The organism is Cohnella hongkongensis, from assembly GCF_042654645.1.
Taxonomy (GTDB): domain Bacteria; phylum Bacillota; class Bacilli; order Paenibacillales; family Paenibacillaceae; genus Cohnella; species Cohnella hongkongensis.
In genome coordinates, this window is record NZ_JBHSEP010000025.1 from 85,542 (window position 1) to 104,461 (window position 18,920).

The window sequence follows — 18,920 nt, forward strand, 5'->3', positions numbered from 1 at the left end:
GAGACGGGGGAGGAATAACGAATGAAAATCGAGCATCTCACCGTACAGGGCTGCAACCAATGGAACGAGGACGCGCTTATACTGAACGAGCGGGAGCGCATCTACGGCGTGCTGGACGGAGCGACCTCGCTCGTCAGCCTCGAGGGAGTCGAAACGGGAGGCTATCTGGCCTCTCGGATCGCCAAGGAAGCGTTCGAGTCGTATCGCGAATCGGACGGGGCGGCTTTCCTGAGGGAGCTGGTGCTGAGAGCCAATGAACGGATAAGGGCGGGAATGCTCGAGAAGGGCGTCGACACTGAAGACAAAAACGCGGTATGGGCGGCGGGAATCGCCGTCGTCCGCATCGGCGAGCATCAGATCGAGTACGCGCAGACGGGCGACTGTATGCTGATCGCGGTCTATATGGACGGAACGGTACGAACGGTGACGCACGATCAGGTCGATCATTTCGACGAGAAGTCGCGGCTGCTATGGGAGCAGTACGCCAGGGAGGGGCTGGCGCCGGCCGAGATTCGCGCTCGCGTATACGAGACGATCCGGGAGAACCGGCAGAAGACGAATACGCCGGAAGGCTACGCCATTCTGAACGGAGATCCGGCCCTGGAGCGTTACGTCGAGCACGGATTCGTCAACCGCATCCGGATTGCCTCCATTCTGCTGCTGACCGACGGGTTGTTCCTCCCCCGCAAAGCAGGGGAGCCGGCCCCTCAGATGGCCGACATGGCGGCGCTGATCGGCGAGAAAGGCCTGACCGGTTACGCCGACTGGCTGATCGCGAACGAATACGACGAGTCGCAGCAGGGCAAGTATACGCGGCTCAAGGTCGCCGACGACAAGACGGCGGTCAAAATCGATTTCGCCGGCGGGTGACCGCGCGCCTATATAATAGAAGAAAGCCGGCTGAGGCGATGCTCTCGACCGGCTATCCTTTACGTTCCGACCGTTGGTTGTCCGGGTCTAATTTTGTATAATGAAGTCAATGATCAGGGGCGAAAGCCCGGAAAGAGGACGATAACTGGAAATGACAGACAAGACGATCATTCGATTCGAGGACGTGACGCAGAAATACGATCGCGACATGGTCCTTAACCGGGTCAGCTTCGAGATTGAGCGAGGCAAGTTTTACACGCTGCTCGGACCTTCGGGCTGCGGCAAGACGACGATTCTGCGGCTGATCGCCGGCTTTATTCAGCCGACGGAAGGGAACATCTACTTCCACGGCAAAGTGATCAACGACGTTCCGGCGGACAAGCGTCAGGTGAACACGGTGTTCCAGGACTACGCGCTGTTTCCGCATCTGAACGTGTTCGAGAACGTCGCCTTCGGCCTGCGAATCAAGAAGCTGAAAAACGCCGTCATCGCCGAGAAGGTGAAGGAGGCGCTGCGCTTCGTGAACCTGGAAGGCTACGAGGAGCGCGAAATCTCGGAGATGTCGGGAGGACAGCGGCAGCGGGTGGCGATCGCTCGGGCGATCGTGAACGAGCCGGAAATTCTGCTGCTGGACGAGCCCTTGTCGGCGCTCGATCTGAAGCTGCGGACCGAGATGCAGTACGAGCTGCGGGAGCTGCAGCGGAGACTCGGCATTACGTTCGTGTTCGTCACGCACGATCAGGAGGAGGCGCTCGCGATGTCCGACGAGATCTTCGTCCTGAACGAAGGGGAGATTCAGCAGAGCGGCACCCCGACGGACATCTACGACGAGCCGATCAACCGGTTCGTCGCCGACTTCATCGGCGAATCGAATATCGTCCCGGGACGGATGATCGAGGACTTCCTGGCGGAATTCGCCGGGAAGCGGTTCGAGTGCGTGGACCGGGGCTTCTCTCCGGACGAGCCGGTGGAAATTATGATCCGTCCGGAGGATCTGGAGATCACCGAGCCGGAGCAGGGCGATCTGGAGATTAAGGTTGACAGCCAGCTGTTCCGCGGAGTTCATTACGAGATCAGCGGCTACGACAAGGCGGGCAACGAATGGCTCGTCCATTCGACGAGGAAGGCGGAGGTCGGAAGCAGCATCGGACTGCGTTTCGTTCCGGAAGCGATCCACGTCATGCGGTTCGGCGAGACGGAGGAGGAGTTCGACAAGCGGCTCGAATCTTATTCCGGCCCTGTGTCGGCGGGTGCGGGCCGATGACGAGAACGCGGAATCTCTACCTTATTCCGTATGCGGCCTGGATGCTGCTGTTCGTCGCGACGCCGATTGTGCTTATCGTCTATTATTCGTTCTTCGATGTGGAAGGCCGTTTTACCTGGGATAATTTCGCCAAGTTTCTGACCCCGGTCTACCTTCGAATGACGTTCAATTCGTTCTGGTACGCGTTTCTGATCACGGCGTTCTCGCTGCTGGTCGCGTATCCGACCGCCTACTGGCTGACGAGAACGAAGCATAAGCAGCTGTGGCTGCTGCTCATTATCGTGCCGAGCTGGATCAATCTGCTGCTGAAAACGTACGCCTTCCTCGGCCTGTTCGGCACGTACGGCTTCGTCAATGCGGCGCTGGAGGCGATCGGCGTCGGCACGAGACAGATTCTGTTCACTGATTTCAGCTTCGTATTCGTGTCGGTCTATATTTTTATCCCGTTTATGATTCTGCCGATCTATAATGCGCTGGAGGAGATCAACCCTTCGCTCCTGTACGCCGCCAGAGATTTGGGCGCTTCTTCGTGGATGACGTTCCGCCGCGTCGTGTTCCCTCTGACGCTCGGGGGAGTGAAGGCCGGCTGTCAGGCGGTATTCATCCCGGCGCTGTCGCTGTTCATGATCACCCGGCTCATTGCGGGCAACCGCGTCGTGACGCTGGGGACGGCGATCGAGCAGCATTTTCTCGTGACGCAGGACTGGGGGATGGGCTCGGCCATCGCCGTGCTGCTTATTATCGTAATGGCGGTCATCATGCTGACGACCGGCACCCGGGGAGCGAGGAATCCGATCCGATGAAAATGAAAAACGGAAAGCTCGCCAACGTCTATCTCGCGGCTGTATTCTTCATTTTGTACGCGCCGATCTTTTACTTGATGTACTATTCGTTCAACAGCGCGGGAACGATGCACGGATTCGAAAGCTTCACGCTGGAATGGTATGAGGAAGTGTTCCGGGATACGCGCCTGCTCATTATCGTCTTGAACACGGTCGTCATCGCCCTGCTGTCGTCCGCGATCTCCACCATTCTCGGCGTCGTCGGCGCGCTGGCCATCCAGCGGGTGAGAACGATTCGGCGGCGTAATTCGCTGCTGGCGATGAACAACGTGCTCATCGTAAGTCCGGACGTCATCATCGGCGCCTCGTTCCTGATTTTCTTCACGATGCTCGGCATCCAGCTCGGCTTTACGTCCGTGCTGCTGTCGCACATCGCGTTCAGCGTGCCGATCGTCGTGCTGATGGTGCTGCCGAAGCTGCAGGAGATGAGCCCGACGCTGATCGACGCCGCCAAGGATCTCGGCGCGAGCGGCTGGAGCGTGCTGACGAAGGTCGTACTGCCATTTCTGCGTCCGGGCATCTTCGCGGGCTTCTTCATGGCGCTGACGTATTCGCTGGACGACTTCGCGGTGACGTTCTTCGTGACGGGCAACGGCTATACGACGCTGTCGGTGGAAATCTATTCGCGCGCCCGGCAGGGCATCTCGCCTTCGATTAACGCGCTGTCGACGCTCATCTTCCTGTTCACGATGACGCTCGTGCTCGGCTATTACTTCCTGACCCGGCGCGGCAGCCGGAAACCGGACTGGGGGGTCGTGCAGCCATGAAGCAGCTGGTGAGGCTGTTCGGCGCCGTCTTCGTCGCGGCTTTCGCTCTGATGTACTGGACGTCTTACTTGAATTCGTCTCAGGGTTATTCGGGCGCGAATACGATTACCATTTTTAACTGGGGAGATTATATCGATCCGGAGCTGATCGCGGAGTTCGAGGATGAGACGGGCCTTAAGATCATCTACCAGACGTTCGACTCCAACGAAGCGATGATGACGAAGATCGAGCAGGGCGGAACGGCGTTCGACATCGCCATCCCTTCGGAGTACGCCATCAGCAAGATGAAGGAGGAAGGGCTGCTGCAGCCGATCGATCACTCGCTGGTTCCGAATCTGGAGCATATCGACGAGCGCTTCCTCGATCTAAGCTTCGATCCGGGCAATGCCTATTCGATTCCGTATTTCTGGGGGACGGTCGGCATCATTTACAACCCGGCGCTGCTGGAGGACGGCCAGACGTTCGAGAGCTGGGACGATCTGTGGAACGAGGAGCTGCGCAATCAGATTCTGCTCGTGGACGGCGCCCGGGAGGTGATCGGCTTCGGGCTGAACAGTCTGGGCTACTCGCTGAACGATACGAACGAGGAGCATCTTCAGGAGGCCAAGCGCAAGCTTTCCCTGCTGACGCCGAACGTCAAGGCGATCGTCGGCGACGAGATCAAGATGCTGCTGGCCGGAGAGGAGGCGGCGGTCGGGGTCGTCTGGTCCGGCGATGCCGCGGAGATCATGTGGGAGAACGAAAATCTGGATTACGTCATCCCGAAAGAGGGCTCGAACGTGTGGTTCGACAATATGGTCATTCCGGCGTCCGCCCGCAACGTGGAGGGGGCGCACAAGTTCATCAATTTTATGCTGGACCCGGAGATCGCCGCGAGGAATGCCGAATACGTCGGCTACTCGACGCCGAACGCGAAGGCGCTGGAGCTGCTGCCGGAGGAGATCTCGCAGGACGAGCGGTTCTACCCGTCTCCGGAGCTGACCGACAAGCTTGAAGTGTACGAGAACTTGGGGAAAAGGATGCTGTCGCATTATAACGAGCTTTTCCTGGAGTTCAAGATGCATAGGAAATAGTGGAGTGCGTTCTGCATGAGGCTGCCGCGGTCGAAGGACCGGCGGCCTTCTTGCGTACCGGGAGGGAGAAGGACGCTGCGGGAGAGAAAGGCTATCCGCGAGCCGCACGGGGCCGTCGCGGAATGAGCGGATGGCTTTTCCGTCCCGTTGGGCCAATGGATATTGACCGGACGGGATGGTATGGTATAACTAGCGGATTCAAAGTCATAGCATAGGGGAGCAGGAACGGATGCACAACGGGAAAGCCATCATCGGCATCGACATCGGAACGACAAGCACGAAAAGCGTAGTGTTCGGAGAGAACGGGAGACAGCTGGGCAGCTTCGCGGTCGAGTATCCGCTGCTGCAGGAGCAGCCGGGCTGGGCGGAGCAGGAGCCGGAGACGATTTTGCGGGCGCTTGCCCGGAGCGTTCGCGGCGCGGTGGAGCAAAGCGGGCTGGGTGGCGACCGGATTGCCGCGGCCGGCTTCAGCTCGGCGATGCATTCCGTGATCGCGATGGACGAGGCCGGCCGGCCGCTCACGAAAAGCATCACCTGGGCGGACGGGCGCAGCGAGCCTCAGGTGCGGATGATCCGGGAGCGGGAAGGCGGAATGGACATCTACAGACGAACCGGCACGCCCATCCATCCGATGTCGCCGCTTCCGAAGCTGATGTGGCTTCGCGAGCGCAGACCGGACATCTGGTCGGCCGCCCATAAGTTCGTTTCGATCAAGGAGTACGTCATTCATCGCTTGTTCGGGGAATGGGTCGTCGACCCCTCTCTGGCGTCGGCGACCGGGCTGCTTCGTCTCGATACGCTGGTCTGGGACGAGGGGGCGCTGAAGACGGCCGGGCTGAATGCCGACAGGCTGTCGGAGCTGAAGCCGGTCACGTACCGGCTGGAGGGCATGAACCGGGAGCTGGCGTCGGACATGGGACTGCCGCCGGATACGCCGTTTTTCCTCGGCTCCAGCGACGGAGCGCTGGCCAATCTGGGCGTCGGAGCGGTCGGACCGGGAGATCTGGCGGTTACGATCGGAACGAGCGCGGCGGTGCGGATGATGACGGACAGACCGCTGACGGACGAGAGAATGCGCACGTTCTGCTATAGCGTGGCGGATTCGACCTATGTGATCGGGGGGGCCACGAACAACGGAGCGATCGTGCTTCAATGGATGCGGGATTCCCTGTTCGGCGGGCACAAGACGATCGAGGAGCTGCTCGAGGCGGCGGCCGGCGTGTCCGCGGGGGCGGACGGGCTGCTGTTCCTTCCCTTTCTGTCCGGGGAACGGGCGCCGATCTACAACGCGGAAGCGAGAGGGACGTACATCGGCGCGAATCTCGGGCACGGACAGGGTCACTTCGCCCGCGCGGGACTGGAGGGCGTCCTGTTCGCCGTGCTGTCCGTCGCCGAGGCGCTGCGCCAGCTGGCCGGACCGGCCGCCGAGATTCGCGCCTCGGGCGGGTTCGCCAAGTCGCCGCTGTGGCGGCAGATGCTGGCGGATATGCTCGGGCAGGAGGTATGCGTTCCCCGCGTGACGGAAGCCTCGGCGTTCGGAGCGGCGATGACGGCGATGCGGGGGCTCGGCGAGCTGATGGACTTCGGGCGGGCGAAGGAATGGGCCCCGATCGCGGAGCGGCTGCAGCCGGACGAGCGGAAGCATGCCGTCTATCGGGAGCTGTTCGGCATCTACGAGCGGGCGCGGGACGAGCTGCTGGGCCGCTTCGCCGAGCTTGCGGAGTTCCAGCGCAAGCTTCGTTAGCCGGAGCGGCGCGGCTCCCGGACCGCGTCCGACAGGGGCCGAATCGCTCCGCTCGGGCGGGCGCCCGGCCGCTGCAATAAAATCCCGGGCGAAAGTGATAACAGTTCTCATTGTTGGGTACAATACTGAGGAGCCGGAGCGAGACGGCTGAGGCCGTCCTTCGGGACGGAAGAGGGCCTCCCTTGTTGGGGGGAGGCCCTCAGCTCTCGAACCGCGTCCTTCCGTGTAGGCGCACGAATTACATTTTCGGTTCGAACGTTTTGCAGTCGGTCTCTTCGGAATGGGACGCCTGCTTGTTGCGATTGTTCACGACGTAGATCGAAGAGGCGTGACATTCGTTCCCGGGAGCCCAGTATTTGCAGGAATTCACTTCGCAAAGCACGTCTTTGGCCATTGCTCTCTCACCTCCTTTCACTAGGATGGTCGAAGCGGAGGGCTTTATACGCGAGATCCCGCAAACTTTCCCTACGGGAAGGCTTTTCGGGCTTCTTTGTGCTGTTCGCGGAGCGCTGCTCGCCGGAGTCGGCGCGGGCCAACGGATGGGGAAGAGGTTCGGATCGCCGAAGGAATTCGAGATGGCTACATGTCGGGCTGCAGGTTGTGGTAGGATAGAGGGTAATGGCCGCGATGCGGAGCCGTCCTGGCGAGGGAAATCGGGCGGACTCGGCGGCGGGTAGAGGGACTAAGAGGATGGAGTGGATCGGGTGGCGGATTTTGCAGCTTTGGGCGTGTCCGAAGGGCGCGCGGCGATATTGAAGGCGATGGGAATCGTGAAGCCGACGCCGGTGCAGGAGGAGACGATACCGATCGTCAAGGCCGGCCACGATGTCATTAGCCAGGCGCAGACGGGGACGGGGAAAACGCTGGCGTTCGTGCTGCCGATGCTGGACCGGATCCAGACGGACGTGCCGAAGGTGCAGGGACTGATTCTGACGCCGACGCGCGAGCTGGCGATACAGATTACCGGGGAGGTCAAGAAGCTGCTGAAGCCGGAGGACGGCATCCGCGTGCTGGCCGTGTACGGCGGACAGGATGTGGAGGCGCAGCTTCATAAGCTGAAGGGAGATATGCATCTGATCGTGGCGACGCCCGGCAGGCTGCTCGATCATCTGCGCCGGGAGACGATCGCGCTGGACGGCGTGAGGATGCTGGTGCTGGACGAGGCGGATCAGATGCTGCATATGGGCTTCCTGAAGGAGGTCGAGGATATCCTGCGGCAGACGCCGTACAAGAAGCAGACGATGCTGTTCTCGGCGACGATGCCGCCGGCGATTCGCGAGATGGCGGGACGCATTCTCCGCAATCCGCAGCAGGTGACAGTGAAGGCCGAGCGCGTAACGGTGAAGGATATTCGCCAATGGGTCGTGGAGACGACGGATCGGAACAAGCAGGCGACGCTGGTTAAGCTTCTGGAGGAGACGAGGCCTTATCTGGGCATTATTTTCTGCCGGACGAAGCGGCGGGCGAATACGCTGAACGTTGCGCTGCAGGAGATGGGCTATTCGTCGGACGAGCTGCACGGGGATTTGTCGCAGTCAAAGCGGGAGCAGGTGATGAAGCGATTCCGCGACGCGAAGCTGCAGCTGCTGGTTGCGACGGACGTCGCGGCGCGCGGTCTCGATGTCGAAGGCGTCACTCACGTGTTCAACTACGACGTTCCGCTGGACGTCGAAAGCTACATCCACCGGATCGGCCGGACGGGCCGCGCCGGGGAGAAGGGGCTGGCGATTACGCTGATCGCGCCGAAGGATCGCCGGGAGTTCGCGGATATCGAGAACGGCATTCAGATGGCGATGGAGCGCAGAAGCCCGGAAGGCGCCCCGCTGGACGGCGGAGGCTTGCAAGGGCCGCGTGCGGGCGGCGGTCTCGGGCGCCCGGGCGGGGAGCATCGCCCGCGCGGCGGCGGATCGCGCTCGACGGGCAGCGGCCCGTCCGGCGGTCGGCGCGGCGGCGCTCCGTTCGGTGCGGGAGCGGCGGCAAGAGGCGCCCGGAGCGAGAAGAAGCCCGCTCGCGGAAGCGAAGCGGGGCGCGGCGGGCCTCCGGCGGCTCGAGGCGGCCGGAAGGCCGAGCCGAGGAGCGGCTTCGGAAGCGGGCGGCCGACAGCGGGACCGAAGGGCGGAGGCGGCCGATCCGGCGGCCCGCGCTCCTCGAAGAACGGGCCGTCCGGCGGCCGCGGCGGTCGCGGTTCCCAGCGAGGTCGATAAGCGCGAGTCCAACCGCCCGGAGCCGGGATATCGGCTCCGGGCGGTTGGCGTTGCGGCCGCGCCCTCCCGGACAGCGGCTCGGCGATCTGCTTGGCGCGCTGCGGGCGATGGAAGATGAAGCCTTGAATATCGCGGCAGTTGGTTTCCCGCAGGAACGCCTGCTGCTTGTGCGCCTCTGCGCCTTCCGCGGTGACGGTAGCGGAAGGAATGAGCGAGTTAGGAGCCGCCGGAAGGTTCGACGTTCGGCTGCGGTCGAATGCCGGAGGAGACGATCGGACCGTGATTGACGAGCCGGGTGGCGATAAGAGCCATCTCGTAAGGCGTCTCCCGCATGCCGTTCTGCACCCAGCGCAGGAACATGCCGAAATTGGCGGAAGACATGTAAGCGACCAGGTATTCTCTGGGAACAAGAGTCGGGGCTCCTTCCGGCAAGACGTAATCCAGCTTGTTGAACAGATGGGAATCCATCAGGTTGCGGAGTCGCATGACATAGGAGAGGTCGCCGCTAGGGCCCAGCATCACCTTGAAGAAATTCGCGTGGCGGGTCACTTCCTCGAAAAGGGCGACGATTTTCGGATAAGGCTCTCCGGTATATGCGTACTCGTTCAACTCGCGAGGGTCGAGCCGCTTCACGTATTCGAACACCCGTCCGAACATATCGTTCTTGACCTTATCCATCATATCGGGCACGTCGCGATAGTGTAAATAGAAAGTACCGCGATTCACGTTGGCGCGCTCGGCAATATCCTTCACGGTAACATGATCGATTCCTTTGTCCTCGATGCAATCCAGCAGAGCCTGATGAAGAAGCTGCTTCGTGCGAATCTGCCTGCGATCCATTTTCTCCGCCATTTTGATCCTCTTCTTTCTTCTTTTTTTGAAAATGATGAACAGTCCGCAGCAGGAGTGTTGAGTAGCGAACAGATAAGCGAAAATGTGATTATTGTAGAGAAAACGTCCTCTTATTATAATGAACGCATCGACGTTTAATCAACATGATGTTCACTATAATGAAGAGGGAGTTGGAGAGAGATGGCTTTACTTAAACAGAAAATGACCTGGCTCAGCATCGCGATCGTGCTGGTCGTCCTGACGGTGTTCGGCGCGGCTATGATGGGAGCGGTCGTCGGGACGAAGCCGAAGGACGTGCCGGTCGCTCTGGTCGTGCTGGATCAGGCGGCGGAGCAGCCGAACGGCGGCGCGCTTGCGGCGGGGGAGATGATCAAGGAGAAGCTGACGGGGAATTCGGCCCTTCCGGTCGTCTGGAGCGTCGTCGATTCGGAGGAGCAGGCGCGAGCCGGGCTCGACGAGCGGGAATATTACGGAGCGCTGGTGCTTCCGGCGGACCTGAGCCGCGGACTGCTGTCGTTGGCGGCTCCCGAGCCGAAGCCGGCGGAGGTGACGATTCTCGTGAATGAAGGGTTGAATACGCAGGCCGCGACGGTCGTCAGGCAGATGATGGATCAAGCGATGAGGATGGCCGCTCTGGAGCTGTCCCGTCAGATGCTCGGGCGGCTCGGCCAGCTTTCGGAGCAGATTCCGGCCGGTACGGCCCAAGCTTTCTTGACGCCGATCGTCGTGAAGGAGGAAATGGTACACTCTCCGGGGGCAAACCACGCGAACGGGAATGCGCCGGGATTGCTGACGCAAATCATGTGGATCGGCAGTCTGGTGACGGCGATGAGCTTGTTCCTGGCCGGACAGAAGGCAGGAGGGGGGAGATGGGCGTCGGTCGCGCTGCAGGCCTCGATCGGGCTGGGGATAACGGGAATCGCCTCGGGCTTCGTCGTCTGGATGGCCTCGTCCTGGTACGGCATGGAGCTGGCGAACGCGGGAGAGACGTGGATGCTCTTATGGCTGGCGGCCGCGGCTTTCTTCCTGCTCCAGTCCTCCCTGTTGAATTGGATCGGACTGCCGGCGATGGCGCTGCTCGTGCTGCTGATGTTCTTCTCGATGCCGCTGCTGAGCATGGCTCCGGAATTTCTGTCGCAGGCGACGCGCGACTGGATTTATTCTTGGACCCCGCTGCGATTCGCGTCGGGGGGGCTGCGGGAGGTCATGTACTTCGGCGGCTGGTCGGCGGTCGGCTCGAACGCGACTGTGTTATGGAGCTTGGCGGGCGGATTTCTCGCGCTGCTGCTTGCCTCCGGCGTCAAGAAGGCGAGGACGGCGGCCGAAGGGGAGAGCAGCCGGCTTGGGGGGTAGAAGGAAGAGGGGACTTGCGTCCCCTTGCCGGGTCAGGCGAAGGCGTTCGCCTGCCGCGTACGGGAATTCTCAGCGACTGCGAAGCAATCGTCGCACCGTATCGTCCAAATGTCTGTCCAAGGTGACGGGATTGTAATTGGCCCAGGAGTCGTTAACTACGTAGCTTCTTCCCTGCCGAACGGCGGGCAGGCTTCTCCAGACGGGGTGGCGCAGCACCTCGCGGCCTTGTCCGCCGTTTTCGTCCTGCCCGGGCAGGGCGAGGAAGACGCGGTCCCCGGCGTACTGGGGCAAGTCCTCGATGCGAATCTCCTGCCACTTGGCGTTGCGGTTCCGCTCCATGAGCGCGCGGATTCCGGGGGAAGGCTCGAAGCCGACTCCCTCGTACAGCGTATGGCCGAAGTGATGCCCTGCGTAGACGAATAGCCCGTCCATATGGACGATGAAGGCGGATGCGGTCTCGCCCTTGCGGACGGCGTTCCTTAACCGCGCTTTCGCTTCGCTCGCTTTTTCCTTGTAGCGCACGATCCATCGCTCCGCTTCCTTCGCTCTGCCCAGCAGGCGGCCGATCTCCTGAAGCCGGGTATACACGTCGGCCTCCCAATCGATCTCGACGGCCGTGGCCACGCGCGACAATTGTCCGGCCACCTCGGAGGGCAGATAGCTGGGATAGAGGATCAGATCCGGCTCCAGCTTCGAGAGCTGTCCGAGGTCGAGCGGCTCGTCGACGGGGCTGACGTCCGCGCACGCCTCGGGCAGCGCCTGCAGCATGGAGCGGTTCGTCCCGATCGGGCGAACGCCGAGCGCGAGCAGCTCGCCCAGGTATTGGATCGAGAATATTCGCGGAGAACGTCCGCAGCGCTGCGCGAACTGGGTCGGAGACATCCCGGTCGTCTGCTTGAATCGACGACTAAAGTAATATTCGTCGCGAAAGCCGACCCTGTCGGCGATGTCGTGAATCCGGGCGGAGGAGGACGCCAGCAGCTTCTTGGCCTGCTCGATCCGCAGGGCGTTCAGGTAGCGCGCCGGCGTCTGCCCGGTCAGCGACTTAAAGAGACTCCCGTATTGCCAGCGGCTTAAGCTCGCTTCCTGCGCGAGTCTGCCGATCTCGATCTCCTCGCTGTAAGAGCGGTGAAGATAGTCGATCGTGCGTTCGACGGCCTGCCGGGCGTTCTCGGCGCCTTGGCGCTCGGCCTGCAGCCGGCGGAGAACCTCGAAGAGCATCGTCTGAAACCGAATATGACGCTGAAAGCCATCCAGTCCGCGCCATCCATCCTCTCCAGCAGGGTCGGGGGAGGGAAGCAGCAGCTCCTGCAGCCGGTCTTCCAATCGGGTGCAGGGCTCGAAGACGAGCGCGGCGTTGCGGGCGAACAGTCCGTCGGGGTCATGCCCCACGGAGAAAGAAACCCGGTAATACGCCAGAGCGGACGACGGTTCGCCTCGCAGATGCACCGCTTGCTCCGGGAGGAGCAGGAAGCACTTGCCGCGAGCGGCGGGCCGGCGGCAGCCGTCGACGGTCGCTTCGCCGCTGCCGGCGGCGACGAAAAGAAGCGTATGGCGGTCCAGCCAGCAGGAGGCTTCGCCTTCGTTCAGAACGCGATGCTCGATGCCTTCGAGCAGAATAAGCGGGGGAGCGTGCGATGGATGTTCCGACTGAGACACGGCCGTATAGCCTCCAGTGAGAATTATTATCAATATATAACTTCATTATAAAGGTTCGAGGAACGGAAAAGAAGCCCGCAACGGAGCGAATCCGCACGGGCTTCGGGCTAAGTTTCGTTAAGGCGCGAGCAGGGCGACCATCTCGTCCAGCAGCCAATCCAGGGTCAGAGGGTCGTTCATCGCCCAGCGGCTTTTGACGACGTAGGCTTTGCCGCTCTTGACGGCGGGGAGGTTCTTCCAGACCGGCCCCTCAATGAGCTCCTCGGTTGCCTTCTTGGCTTCTTCGGTGTTGCTCTGGGCGACCAGGAAGACGCGGTCCCCGACATAATCCGATAGCATCTCCAGAGAGATCGGCGCCCACAAATCATTCGGCTTGTCCGCGAACAGCTCGGCGACCTTCGGAGGAACTGCGAATCCGAACGCGTCGTACAGCGTCGGACCGAGCCGCTGCTTGTTGTACACGTAGAACTGTTTATCGGAGTGCAGGATGAAGGCTGCGGCCGTCTCGCCCTCTTCGATGGAAGACTGCAGGAGCTGACGCTTCTCTGCGGCTTTGGCCTCATAATCGGCCACCCAATGGTCCGCTTTCTCGGGCTGTCCGATCAGATCGGCCAGCACTTTCAAACGGGTGAACACGTCAGCTCCGTAAGCGACTACGACCGTCGGAGCGATCTTGGACAACGCCTCGATATCTGCAGGCTGCAGGAAATCCGGAACGATAATCAGATCGGGCTCGAGGCTGAGCGTCTTCTCCAGATTCGGCACGAGCGCCTCGCCGCCGATGTCCTCCACGCCTTGCAGCTGCTCTTCGGTCAAGGCAAGCTTCGCGTTAATGAAGTTCGTTCCGGCGATCGGCACGTCCAGCGCCTTCATCTCGGCCGCGTAATAATGGGCGATGATGCGCTGCGGAGCGGCCGGAATGTCGACGGTTCTGTCGAACGCGTCCTTGTAAGCGCGCATCGTCGGCTCGCTTGCCGCCGGGGAAGCCGACTCCGCCGCGGCCGGGGACTCGGTCTGAGAAGGAGTCGGGGAGGCGGACGGCGACGGAGAGGCGGCGTTATCGCTTGTCCCGCAAGCGGATAGAAGCATCGCCGCAAGCAGGATCGTCAGGAGCGGAGCAACGGATTTTCTAAGGAATGAGACAGGCATCGGGGAAATCTCTCCTTGTGTTGATAATAATTCTCACTTAGGTCGATTTACATCTTACTCTCTTCGGTTACGGGGCGCAATGGACTTTTTTCAGGTTTTGGATGGACGAATTTTGCGGGGAGGAGGCATGCCGCAGGGGCATGCACCGATGAGGTTATCCAGGTGAGCCGGCGCGGCGCCTATGAGGGCGCTGCCAGCCGCGTCGCAAGCGACGAAGCAGCCGGCAGCGGGCGGTTTATCGTACGGACGCCAGATCGGCTATATAGGAGGAGAGATATGGGAGGCAATCTCGGGAGTTAGCGGCTTTTTGAAATTGCATATGCGGTACAAGGGCCAGACGAAGCGGCTGGCAAGTTGCTTTTTTCTCAAAAATCTCACGAAAGGATGCCCTTGAAGCTCGCGGTAACGGTAGGTCTTGCGGGCATGCTTGTAGATTCGATGGTAGGGAAGAGCGCGGTATTGGGTGCGTAACGTTTGAAGCGGCCCTGCCGCGCGGATCTCGCCGGACGACTCGAAAAACTCGAGAAGGGCGTAGGCGCTCTGCAGATCCCAGTCCTTGGCGAAAGGCTTGAAGGCGCCGAAATGGGAGTGCAGAAGACCGAGGTCAATCGCCGTGCGGTTCACGAAGTCGAACACGGTCAGGATCGTTTCCTGCCGTTTTCTCGAACGGGGCTGCGCCGCCAGGACGTGCAGCGCGAGGACGGCGACGGACAACGGCTGGGGAACGCTGCAGCCCAGACAGCTCTGATGCTTCAACGCAAAATAATGGGCGTACGGCCGTAAGCCTCCGATCGCTTCCGCATACTTGGCCACCGCGACGGAAGAATCGCCGGGAGTGAGATACGACTTCTCGACGTCGCTGGCTGCGATGAGGTATCTATAATAGCTTGTCGCCGTGACCATGTCGATGGCGATGCCGTGAATCGGAAGCATCTGTCTGGCCAAGATCGGATGGTCTCTGGCCGTCTCCTCCAGCTTCTCCAACAGGCTCTCGGCCATTCTCGGCTTTCCGTCGCGCAGCAAGGCGAAGGCCGTGCGGACGTTGCCTTCGTACCAGGTTCGCAGCTTCGGCTTCTCGTCCTGCGCCAAGTCGATCTCGATCCGGTCGATCAGCTTCGTCTCGGAGGACCGCAATAGCTGGCGAATCGTATAGCCCAGCGGTCGGAGGTCGCGCTTGAGGCGCAATAACAGTCCCCCGTATACGGCGGAATAAGCGAACTGGATGGTCTCAATCCGGCCGTCAAAATAGGTTTGAAAGGCTTTTTCCATCCGGTTAATCGGTGCGGCCAACTCGGAAAAATGACCGGAGACATGCTGAATGTCTTCCTTGCTCATCTGTCCCGCGATCTTGGCGGCTATGCCGGCCAGCGGGCCAAGCAGCAGGGATGCGCCCAGCGCTACGGTCGTTACGATCCCGCTTTGAGCTTCCTTGGCCTTCTTCTCCTGAGCGATGACCTCGGAGAGCTTGCGCTGGGACGCGACGAGCGTGTCCGAGAACGACTTAATCGCTTGGACAAGCTCCTCCACGCGCTCGGAGCGATCCCGGAAAACGGCGAATTGCTCGGGCTTTAGGCAGTAGCGGCGAAGCATGGACGGGTAATCGAGAGTGACGTCCTTCCAAAATTGCCCGTAGTTGTCCCAAATGCCCTCTTCCGTCGCGATGTACTTTAATAGTTCAAGCAGCCCCTCGGGGGAGGCCGCTTCGAAGAACTCTTTTATCGCCTCTTTGTTTTTAACGTTGTGGCGGACCTGCTGGAGCTTGCTGCGCATGTTGGAGAAGGTGTCGGCGATCAAGCTTTCGTACCATGCCGACTCATCCTTGATCATGGCTTGCAGGGTCTGCAGGAGATGGGGTTCAAGCTCCCGTTCAAGCTCGTTTCGAATGTGCGGCAGCTGGCTGATAGACGATCTCTCCTCCATTAAAATAGCAAATCGAAAAAGGCGAACAACTGATCGGGATCCGCGAGCTCCCATTCCCCGGCGGAAAAGCTGGAATCGAACTGGACATTTAAGGCGTCGAGGCTGTCGATTTCAAAGTCGGGAATCGGCAGCGGAGAGGCGCCGGGCGAGCTCGCATAGATCGTTTCGTTAAAGCGAAAAAGGTCTTCCGTGGGAGAGTCGTGAGCCAGTACCGCTAAAGGTTCGCCGGTCTCCGAGAAGAGATGCGCGCCGTAGGCGTCTTCCGTCGTAAAGCCCATCGTGTTGGTAGAACCGTCGGCAACGGTGACGCCGCCCATCGGATTGGCGAAAATAAAAGTATCGATGGCCCCCGTCTCGGGATTCGTCAAGACGGCCTGATTCGAGTGCCACGGGATCAGTAAGGACTTGTCGTGGATAAGACCTTGCTGCTTCAGTTCCGCAATGAGGTCGGGCTGGCGGTAGAGCTCATCAATTAAGGACAAAGTATCCTCCTCCTCTGGCGTTCTTGCCGCATGTTGATCCAATTCTCACTCATTATAGTGCATTCGAGCGCAAGTGGGGAAGCTTTGCGATTTTGAAGAATATCTTCAGGCCTTTGAAGCGCGGCGACGGGATATTCACCAAGGCTGGGCCCCCTTCTTAAGCAGTTCCTCCACTATCCGCAGGGGAGGCAGCGGTTGCGCCGTACCTGCGTTATGTGCGGGTCAGCATACGGCGGGAGGTTTGTGGTACGATAGGATAAAAAATCGATAACGGCAGGAGTGGATAGGAATGGCAGGCAACGGAAGGCTGCGCAGCGACGTGAAACCGGGGCTGGAAGTGGACATCGTGCTGAAGCAGGATCAGAGAACGGGCAAGCTGACGCGAGGAATCGTGAAGGAACTGCTGACGAACTCGCCTCAGCACCCTCACGGGATCAAAGTTCGGCTTCAGGACGGCCAGGTGGGCCGCGTTAAACATATTGTAGGCGGGGGAACGGAGTAATGCAGATCCAGGTCGTTTGCGTCGGGCGGCTGAAGGAGAAATATTGGACCGCGGCTGTCGAGGAGTATGCCAAAAGGCTGGGAGCCTACGCCCGATTGGACATTCGCGAGCTGCCGGACGAGAAAGCGCCGGATTCGATGAGCGTGGCAGAGGAGGAGCAGGTTCGCGTCCGCGAAGGCGAGCGCATTCTCGCGGCGATCCGCGACGGCGCCCACGTCGTCGCTCTGGCCATCGAGGGCGAGCCGTGGACGAGCGAGCAGCTCGCCGCCCATCTCGACAAGCAGGCCGTCTACGGCGGCGGCTCCGTCACCTTCGTCATCGGCGGCTCGTTGGGCCTCTCGCCAGCCGTACTGGCCCGCGCCGACAAGAAGCTGTCGTTCGGACGGATGACGTATCCTCATCAGATGATGCGGGTGATGCTTCTGGAGCAGGTTTATCGGGGGTTTAAGATTGTTCGGGGGGAACCATACCATAAGTGACGGCGAAAAATTTTATAATTTATAGTGGTAAACAAGAAACCCCTGCATAAGCGATGGATAGCATTCCAGTCGTTTACAATATTAAGCGCTGGGTGGTAAAATTAGACTAACTAATATACTGACCGGGGGTAACAATGGAATTTTACAATGTAGAAGATGTATTTGTATCAGTAGGTTTTCCTGAACATACATATATATTACGTGAACACATAGAACGAGAGATGAAGTTAGGTAAGGTAAATAAGGCTAAGCAAATACTTATTTATGGTGGATCAAAAATGGGTAAGAGTAATCTTTGGAGGAAGCATTTTTCCGAAGATGAAATCATTAAAATTCCTGTAAACTCAAACAAAACAGCAGATGACATTTACTCAGAAATTTTATCGGAGTTGCAGGCTTTTTATACTACAGAAAAAGGCCAGTCTACTGGTATTACAGCTTCATTGTTAGGAGAGTTACAAGCCAAGGTTTCTGCGTTATTTAATGCTAAGTTACAAGCTTCTGTCCAAGCAAACCGTACCAAGAGTGAAAAGGAAGTACTAGTAAGTAATCCTGTCATTGGACCTAACTTGGTTATAAAATATTTAAAACCAAGCCGTAAAGTTGTGGTTCTTGAGGATTTTCATTATGCAAGTGAAGAAGTAAAGAAGCAACTATCCCAGGATTTAAAAGCTTTTTCTGACGAACGGCAACAAGTTGTAATGCTGAGTGTGGAGCCATTAAACACGGATTTAGTTTTGTATAATCCTGATTTAATGGGAAGAATTATAGGAATATCAGTAGGAGCATTCTCCCCCAGTGAATTAACTGAAATGGTAAAACGAGGAACTGATCTTCTTAATATTAGTTTTTCCGAGGAAATGGTACAGAAAATTGTTAATGAGTCCATGTATAGTGCTGCATTAGCACAAGATATTTGTCTTAGAATATGTTTTGAAATTGATGTAATGCAAACAAAAGCAATTAAGGAGCGCCATACTGATTTGAGCCTAGTTGATAGAGCATGTCAATCTATTGCAAGCGATAACGAAGTTGCTTACAAGAAGATTGTTGCAGAGGTGGCAGCAGGTGGCAGGTCAGATGGCACTACCGAAAAATACAAATGGTTCCTAAAAATGGTAAGGGATATCGAAATACCTGAAGAAGGTTTAAGAAACACGGAAGTTCTCCAACGTTTGAGAATTATGGGACATAATGATATAGAACAGCATTCAGTGACAAGCGGGCTGAAATATTTACCGAATTTGTTAGTGAGGAGAAAGTTGCCCCCAGTTTTTGGCTATAGTGGGGGTGAAGGAGCGGAACGCTTTTATTTACTGGATAAGTATATGAAGTTTGTCTTTAAGTGGAAACCGGAACTTATAGATGCATTATTTTAGTTTAAAGGCACCTTTTGTGGTGCCTTTAAATTTCCTTTTCAGACAATTTTGGATAACTTTTCCTAAGTATAGCGGAAAATTGAGACTAAGAATCCTTACGCCACACATAGATCGTGTTTGGTAAAGGAGTGTTGACCGAAGATTCCGCTTTCAAAGAAAAAGAATATAAATGAATATATAAAGAATAATGAAAGAAAGCGGTGGGTTAATGATAATTATTAAGGTAAATGAAGTACCAACTTCAAAGGAAGGATTTGGAGTTGTCAAGAAAAGTGCAGTTTGAAAACACACTCATGAAGAAATCCTGTTGCTAGGCTGCTTGTGACAGCATTCTTTCACGATAAATCGATGGGGGCCAGCCCCCTGGATTCGTGGTGTAGA

Annotated in this window: 17 protein-coding genes; 11 read left to right on the forward strand and 6 right to left on the reverse strand. The window is 58.6% G+C overall.

The window, feature by feature from the left end; translation table 11 throughout:
* Window positions 1-21 precede the first annotated feature (21 nt).
* The 6 genes from ACFO3S_RS24325 (at window position 22) to ACFO3S_RS24350 (ending at window position 6,560) form a co-directional block, all read left to right on the forward strand.
* Window positions 22-870, forward strand: coding sequence for a protein phosphatase 2C domain-containing protein (locus ACFO3S_RS24325; RefSeq protein ID WP_378101391.1), 849 nt, complete (start codon window positions 22-24; stop codon window positions 868-870).
* A 151-nt stretch (window positions 871-1,021) separates the two neighbouring features.
* Window positions 1,022-2,134, forward strand: coding sequence for an ABC transporter ATP-binding protein (locus tag ACFO3S_RS24330; RefSeq protein WP_378101393.1), 1,113 nt, complete (start codon window positions 1,022-1,024; stop codon window positions 2,132-2,134).
* Complete coding sequence (locus ACFO3S_RS24335; RefSeq protein WP_378101395.1) at window positions 2,131-2,937, forward strand: ABC transporter permease; 807 nt, start codon at window positions 2,131-2,133, stop codon at window positions 2,935-2,937. Before ACFO3S_RS24330 ends, ACFO3S_RS24335 begins: the two co-directional genes overlap by 4 nt.
* A complete protein-coding gene (locus ACFO3S_RS24340; RefSeq protein ID WP_378101397.1) occupies window positions 2,934-3,743 on the forward strand; it encodes an ABC transporter permease in 810 nt (269 codons plus the stop codon). The genes ACFO3S_RS24335 and ACFO3S_RS24340 overlap by 4 nt, the downstream gene beginning before the upstream one ends.
* Window positions 3,740-4,816 (forward strand): ABC transporter substrate-binding protein, encoded by a 1,077-nt coding sequence (locus ACFO3S_RS24345; protein ID WP_378101399.1) that lies wholly within the window; start codon window positions 3,740-3,742, stop codon window positions 4,814-4,816. Before ACFO3S_RS24340 ends, ACFO3S_RS24345 begins: the two co-directional genes overlap by 4 nt.
* A gap of 229 nt (window positions 4,817-5,045) precedes the next feature.
* Complete coding sequence (locus ACFO3S_RS24350; protein ID WP_378101402.1) at window positions 5,046-6,560, forward strand: gluconokinase; 1,515 nt, start codon at window positions 5,046-5,048, stop codon at window positions 6,558-6,560.
* A gap of 238 nt (window positions 6,561-6,798) precedes the next feature.
* Here ACFO3S_RS24350 and ACFO3S_RS24355 read toward each other — a convergent pair whose 3' ends face one another.
* Entirely contained in the window at window positions 6,799-6,954 is a 156-nt protein-coding gene (locus tag ACFO3S_RS24355; RefSeq protein WP_378101404.1) for a DUF1540 domain-containing protein, read from the reverse strand.
* Between the two features lie 310 nt (window positions 6,955-7,264).
* Between ACFO3S_RS24355 and ACFO3S_RS24360 the strand changes: the two genes are divergently transcribed.
* On the forward strand, window positions 7,265-8,764 hold the full coding sequence (locus tag ACFO3S_RS24360) for a DEAD/DEAH box helicase (protein WP_378101406.1): 1,500 nt from the start codon (window positions 7,265-7,267) through the stop codon (window positions 8,762-8,764).
* Between the two features lie 216 nt (window positions 8,765-8,980).
* Here the strand turns inward: ACFO3S_RS24360 and ACFO3S_RS24365 are convergent, their stop codons facing one another.
* On the reverse strand, window positions 8,981-9,616 hold the full coding sequence (locus tag ACFO3S_RS24365) for a TetR/AcrR family transcriptional regulator (protein ID WP_378101409.1): 636 nt from the start codon (window positions 9,614-9,616) through the stop codon (window positions 8,981-8,983).
* Between the two features lie 180 nt (window positions 9,617-9,796).
* On the opposite strand from ACFO3S_RS24365, the gene ACFO3S_RS24370 reads away from it, so the two are divergent.
* The gene (locus tag ACFO3S_RS24370) at window positions 9,797-10,969 is read left to right on the forward strand and encodes a YhgE/Pip domain-containing protein (protein WP_378101411.1); all 1,173 of its coding nucleotides are present in this window, start codon (window positions 9,797-9,799) and stop codon (window positions 10,967-10,969) included.
* A gap of 69 nt (window positions 10,970-11,038) precedes the next feature.
* Here ACFO3S_RS24370 and ACFO3S_RS24375 read toward each other — a convergent pair whose 3' ends face one another.
* From ACFO3S_RS24375 to ACFO3S_RS24390, 4 genes are all read right to left on the reverse strand, one after another.
* On the reverse strand, window positions 11,039-12,628 hold the full coding sequence (locus ACFO3S_RS24375) for a helix-turn-helix domain-containing protein (RefSeq protein WP_378101413.1): 1,590 nt from the start codon (window positions 12,626-12,628) through the stop codon (window positions 11,039-11,041).
* Between the two features lie 117 nt (window positions 12,629-12,745).
* Window positions 12,746-13,777, reverse strand: coding sequence for an ABC transporter substrate-binding protein (locus ACFO3S_RS24380; protein ID WP_378101416.1), 1,032 nt, complete (start codon window positions 13,775-13,777; stop codon window positions 12,746-12,748).
* A gap of 258 nt (window positions 13,778-14,035) precedes the next feature.
* The gene (locus tag ACFO3S_RS24385) at window positions 14,036-15,604 is read right to left on the reverse strand and encodes a hypothetical protein (RefSeq protein ID WP_378101418.1); all 1,569 of its coding nucleotides are present in this window, start codon (window positions 15,602-15,604) and stop codon (window positions 14,036-14,038) included.
* 92 nt (window positions 15,605-15,696) lie between these two features.
* Complete coding sequence (locus tag ACFO3S_RS24390; protein ID WP_378101420.1) at window positions 15,697-16,179, reverse strand: hypothetical protein; 483 nt, start codon at window positions 16,177-16,179, stop codon at window positions 15,697-15,699.
* A gap of 289 nt (window positions 16,180-16,468) precedes the next feature.
* Here ACFO3S_RS24390 and ACFO3S_RS24395 point away from each other — a divergent pair, with 289 nt between their 5' ends.
* The 3 genes from ACFO3S_RS24395 to ACFO3S_RS24405 all read left to right on the forward strand — a co-directional run bounded on the left by ACFO3S_RS24395 (window position 16,469) and on the right by ACFO3S_RS24405 (window position 18,539).
* Window positions 16,469-16,681 (forward strand): YwbE family protein, encoded by a 213-nt coding sequence (locus tag ACFO3S_RS24395; protein ID WP_378101421.1) that lies wholly within the window; start codon window positions 16,469-16,471, stop codon window positions 16,679-16,681.
* Window positions 16,681-17,160, forward strand: a complete 480-nt coding sequence (rlmH, locus tag ACFO3S_RS24400) for a 23S rRNA (pseudouridine(1915)-N(3))-methyltransferase RlmH (protein ID WP_378101423.1) — start codon at window positions 16,681-16,683, stop codon at window positions 17,158-17,160. The genes ACFO3S_RS24395 and rlmH overlap by 1 nt, the downstream gene beginning before the upstream one ends.
* Window positions 17,161-17,294: 134 nt before the next feature.
* Entirely contained in the window at window positions 17,295-18,539 is a 1,245-nt protein-coding gene (locus ACFO3S_RS24405; RefSeq protein ID WP_378101425.1) for a hypothetical protein, read from the forward strand.
* Window positions 18,540-18,920 lie beyond the last annotated feature (381 nt).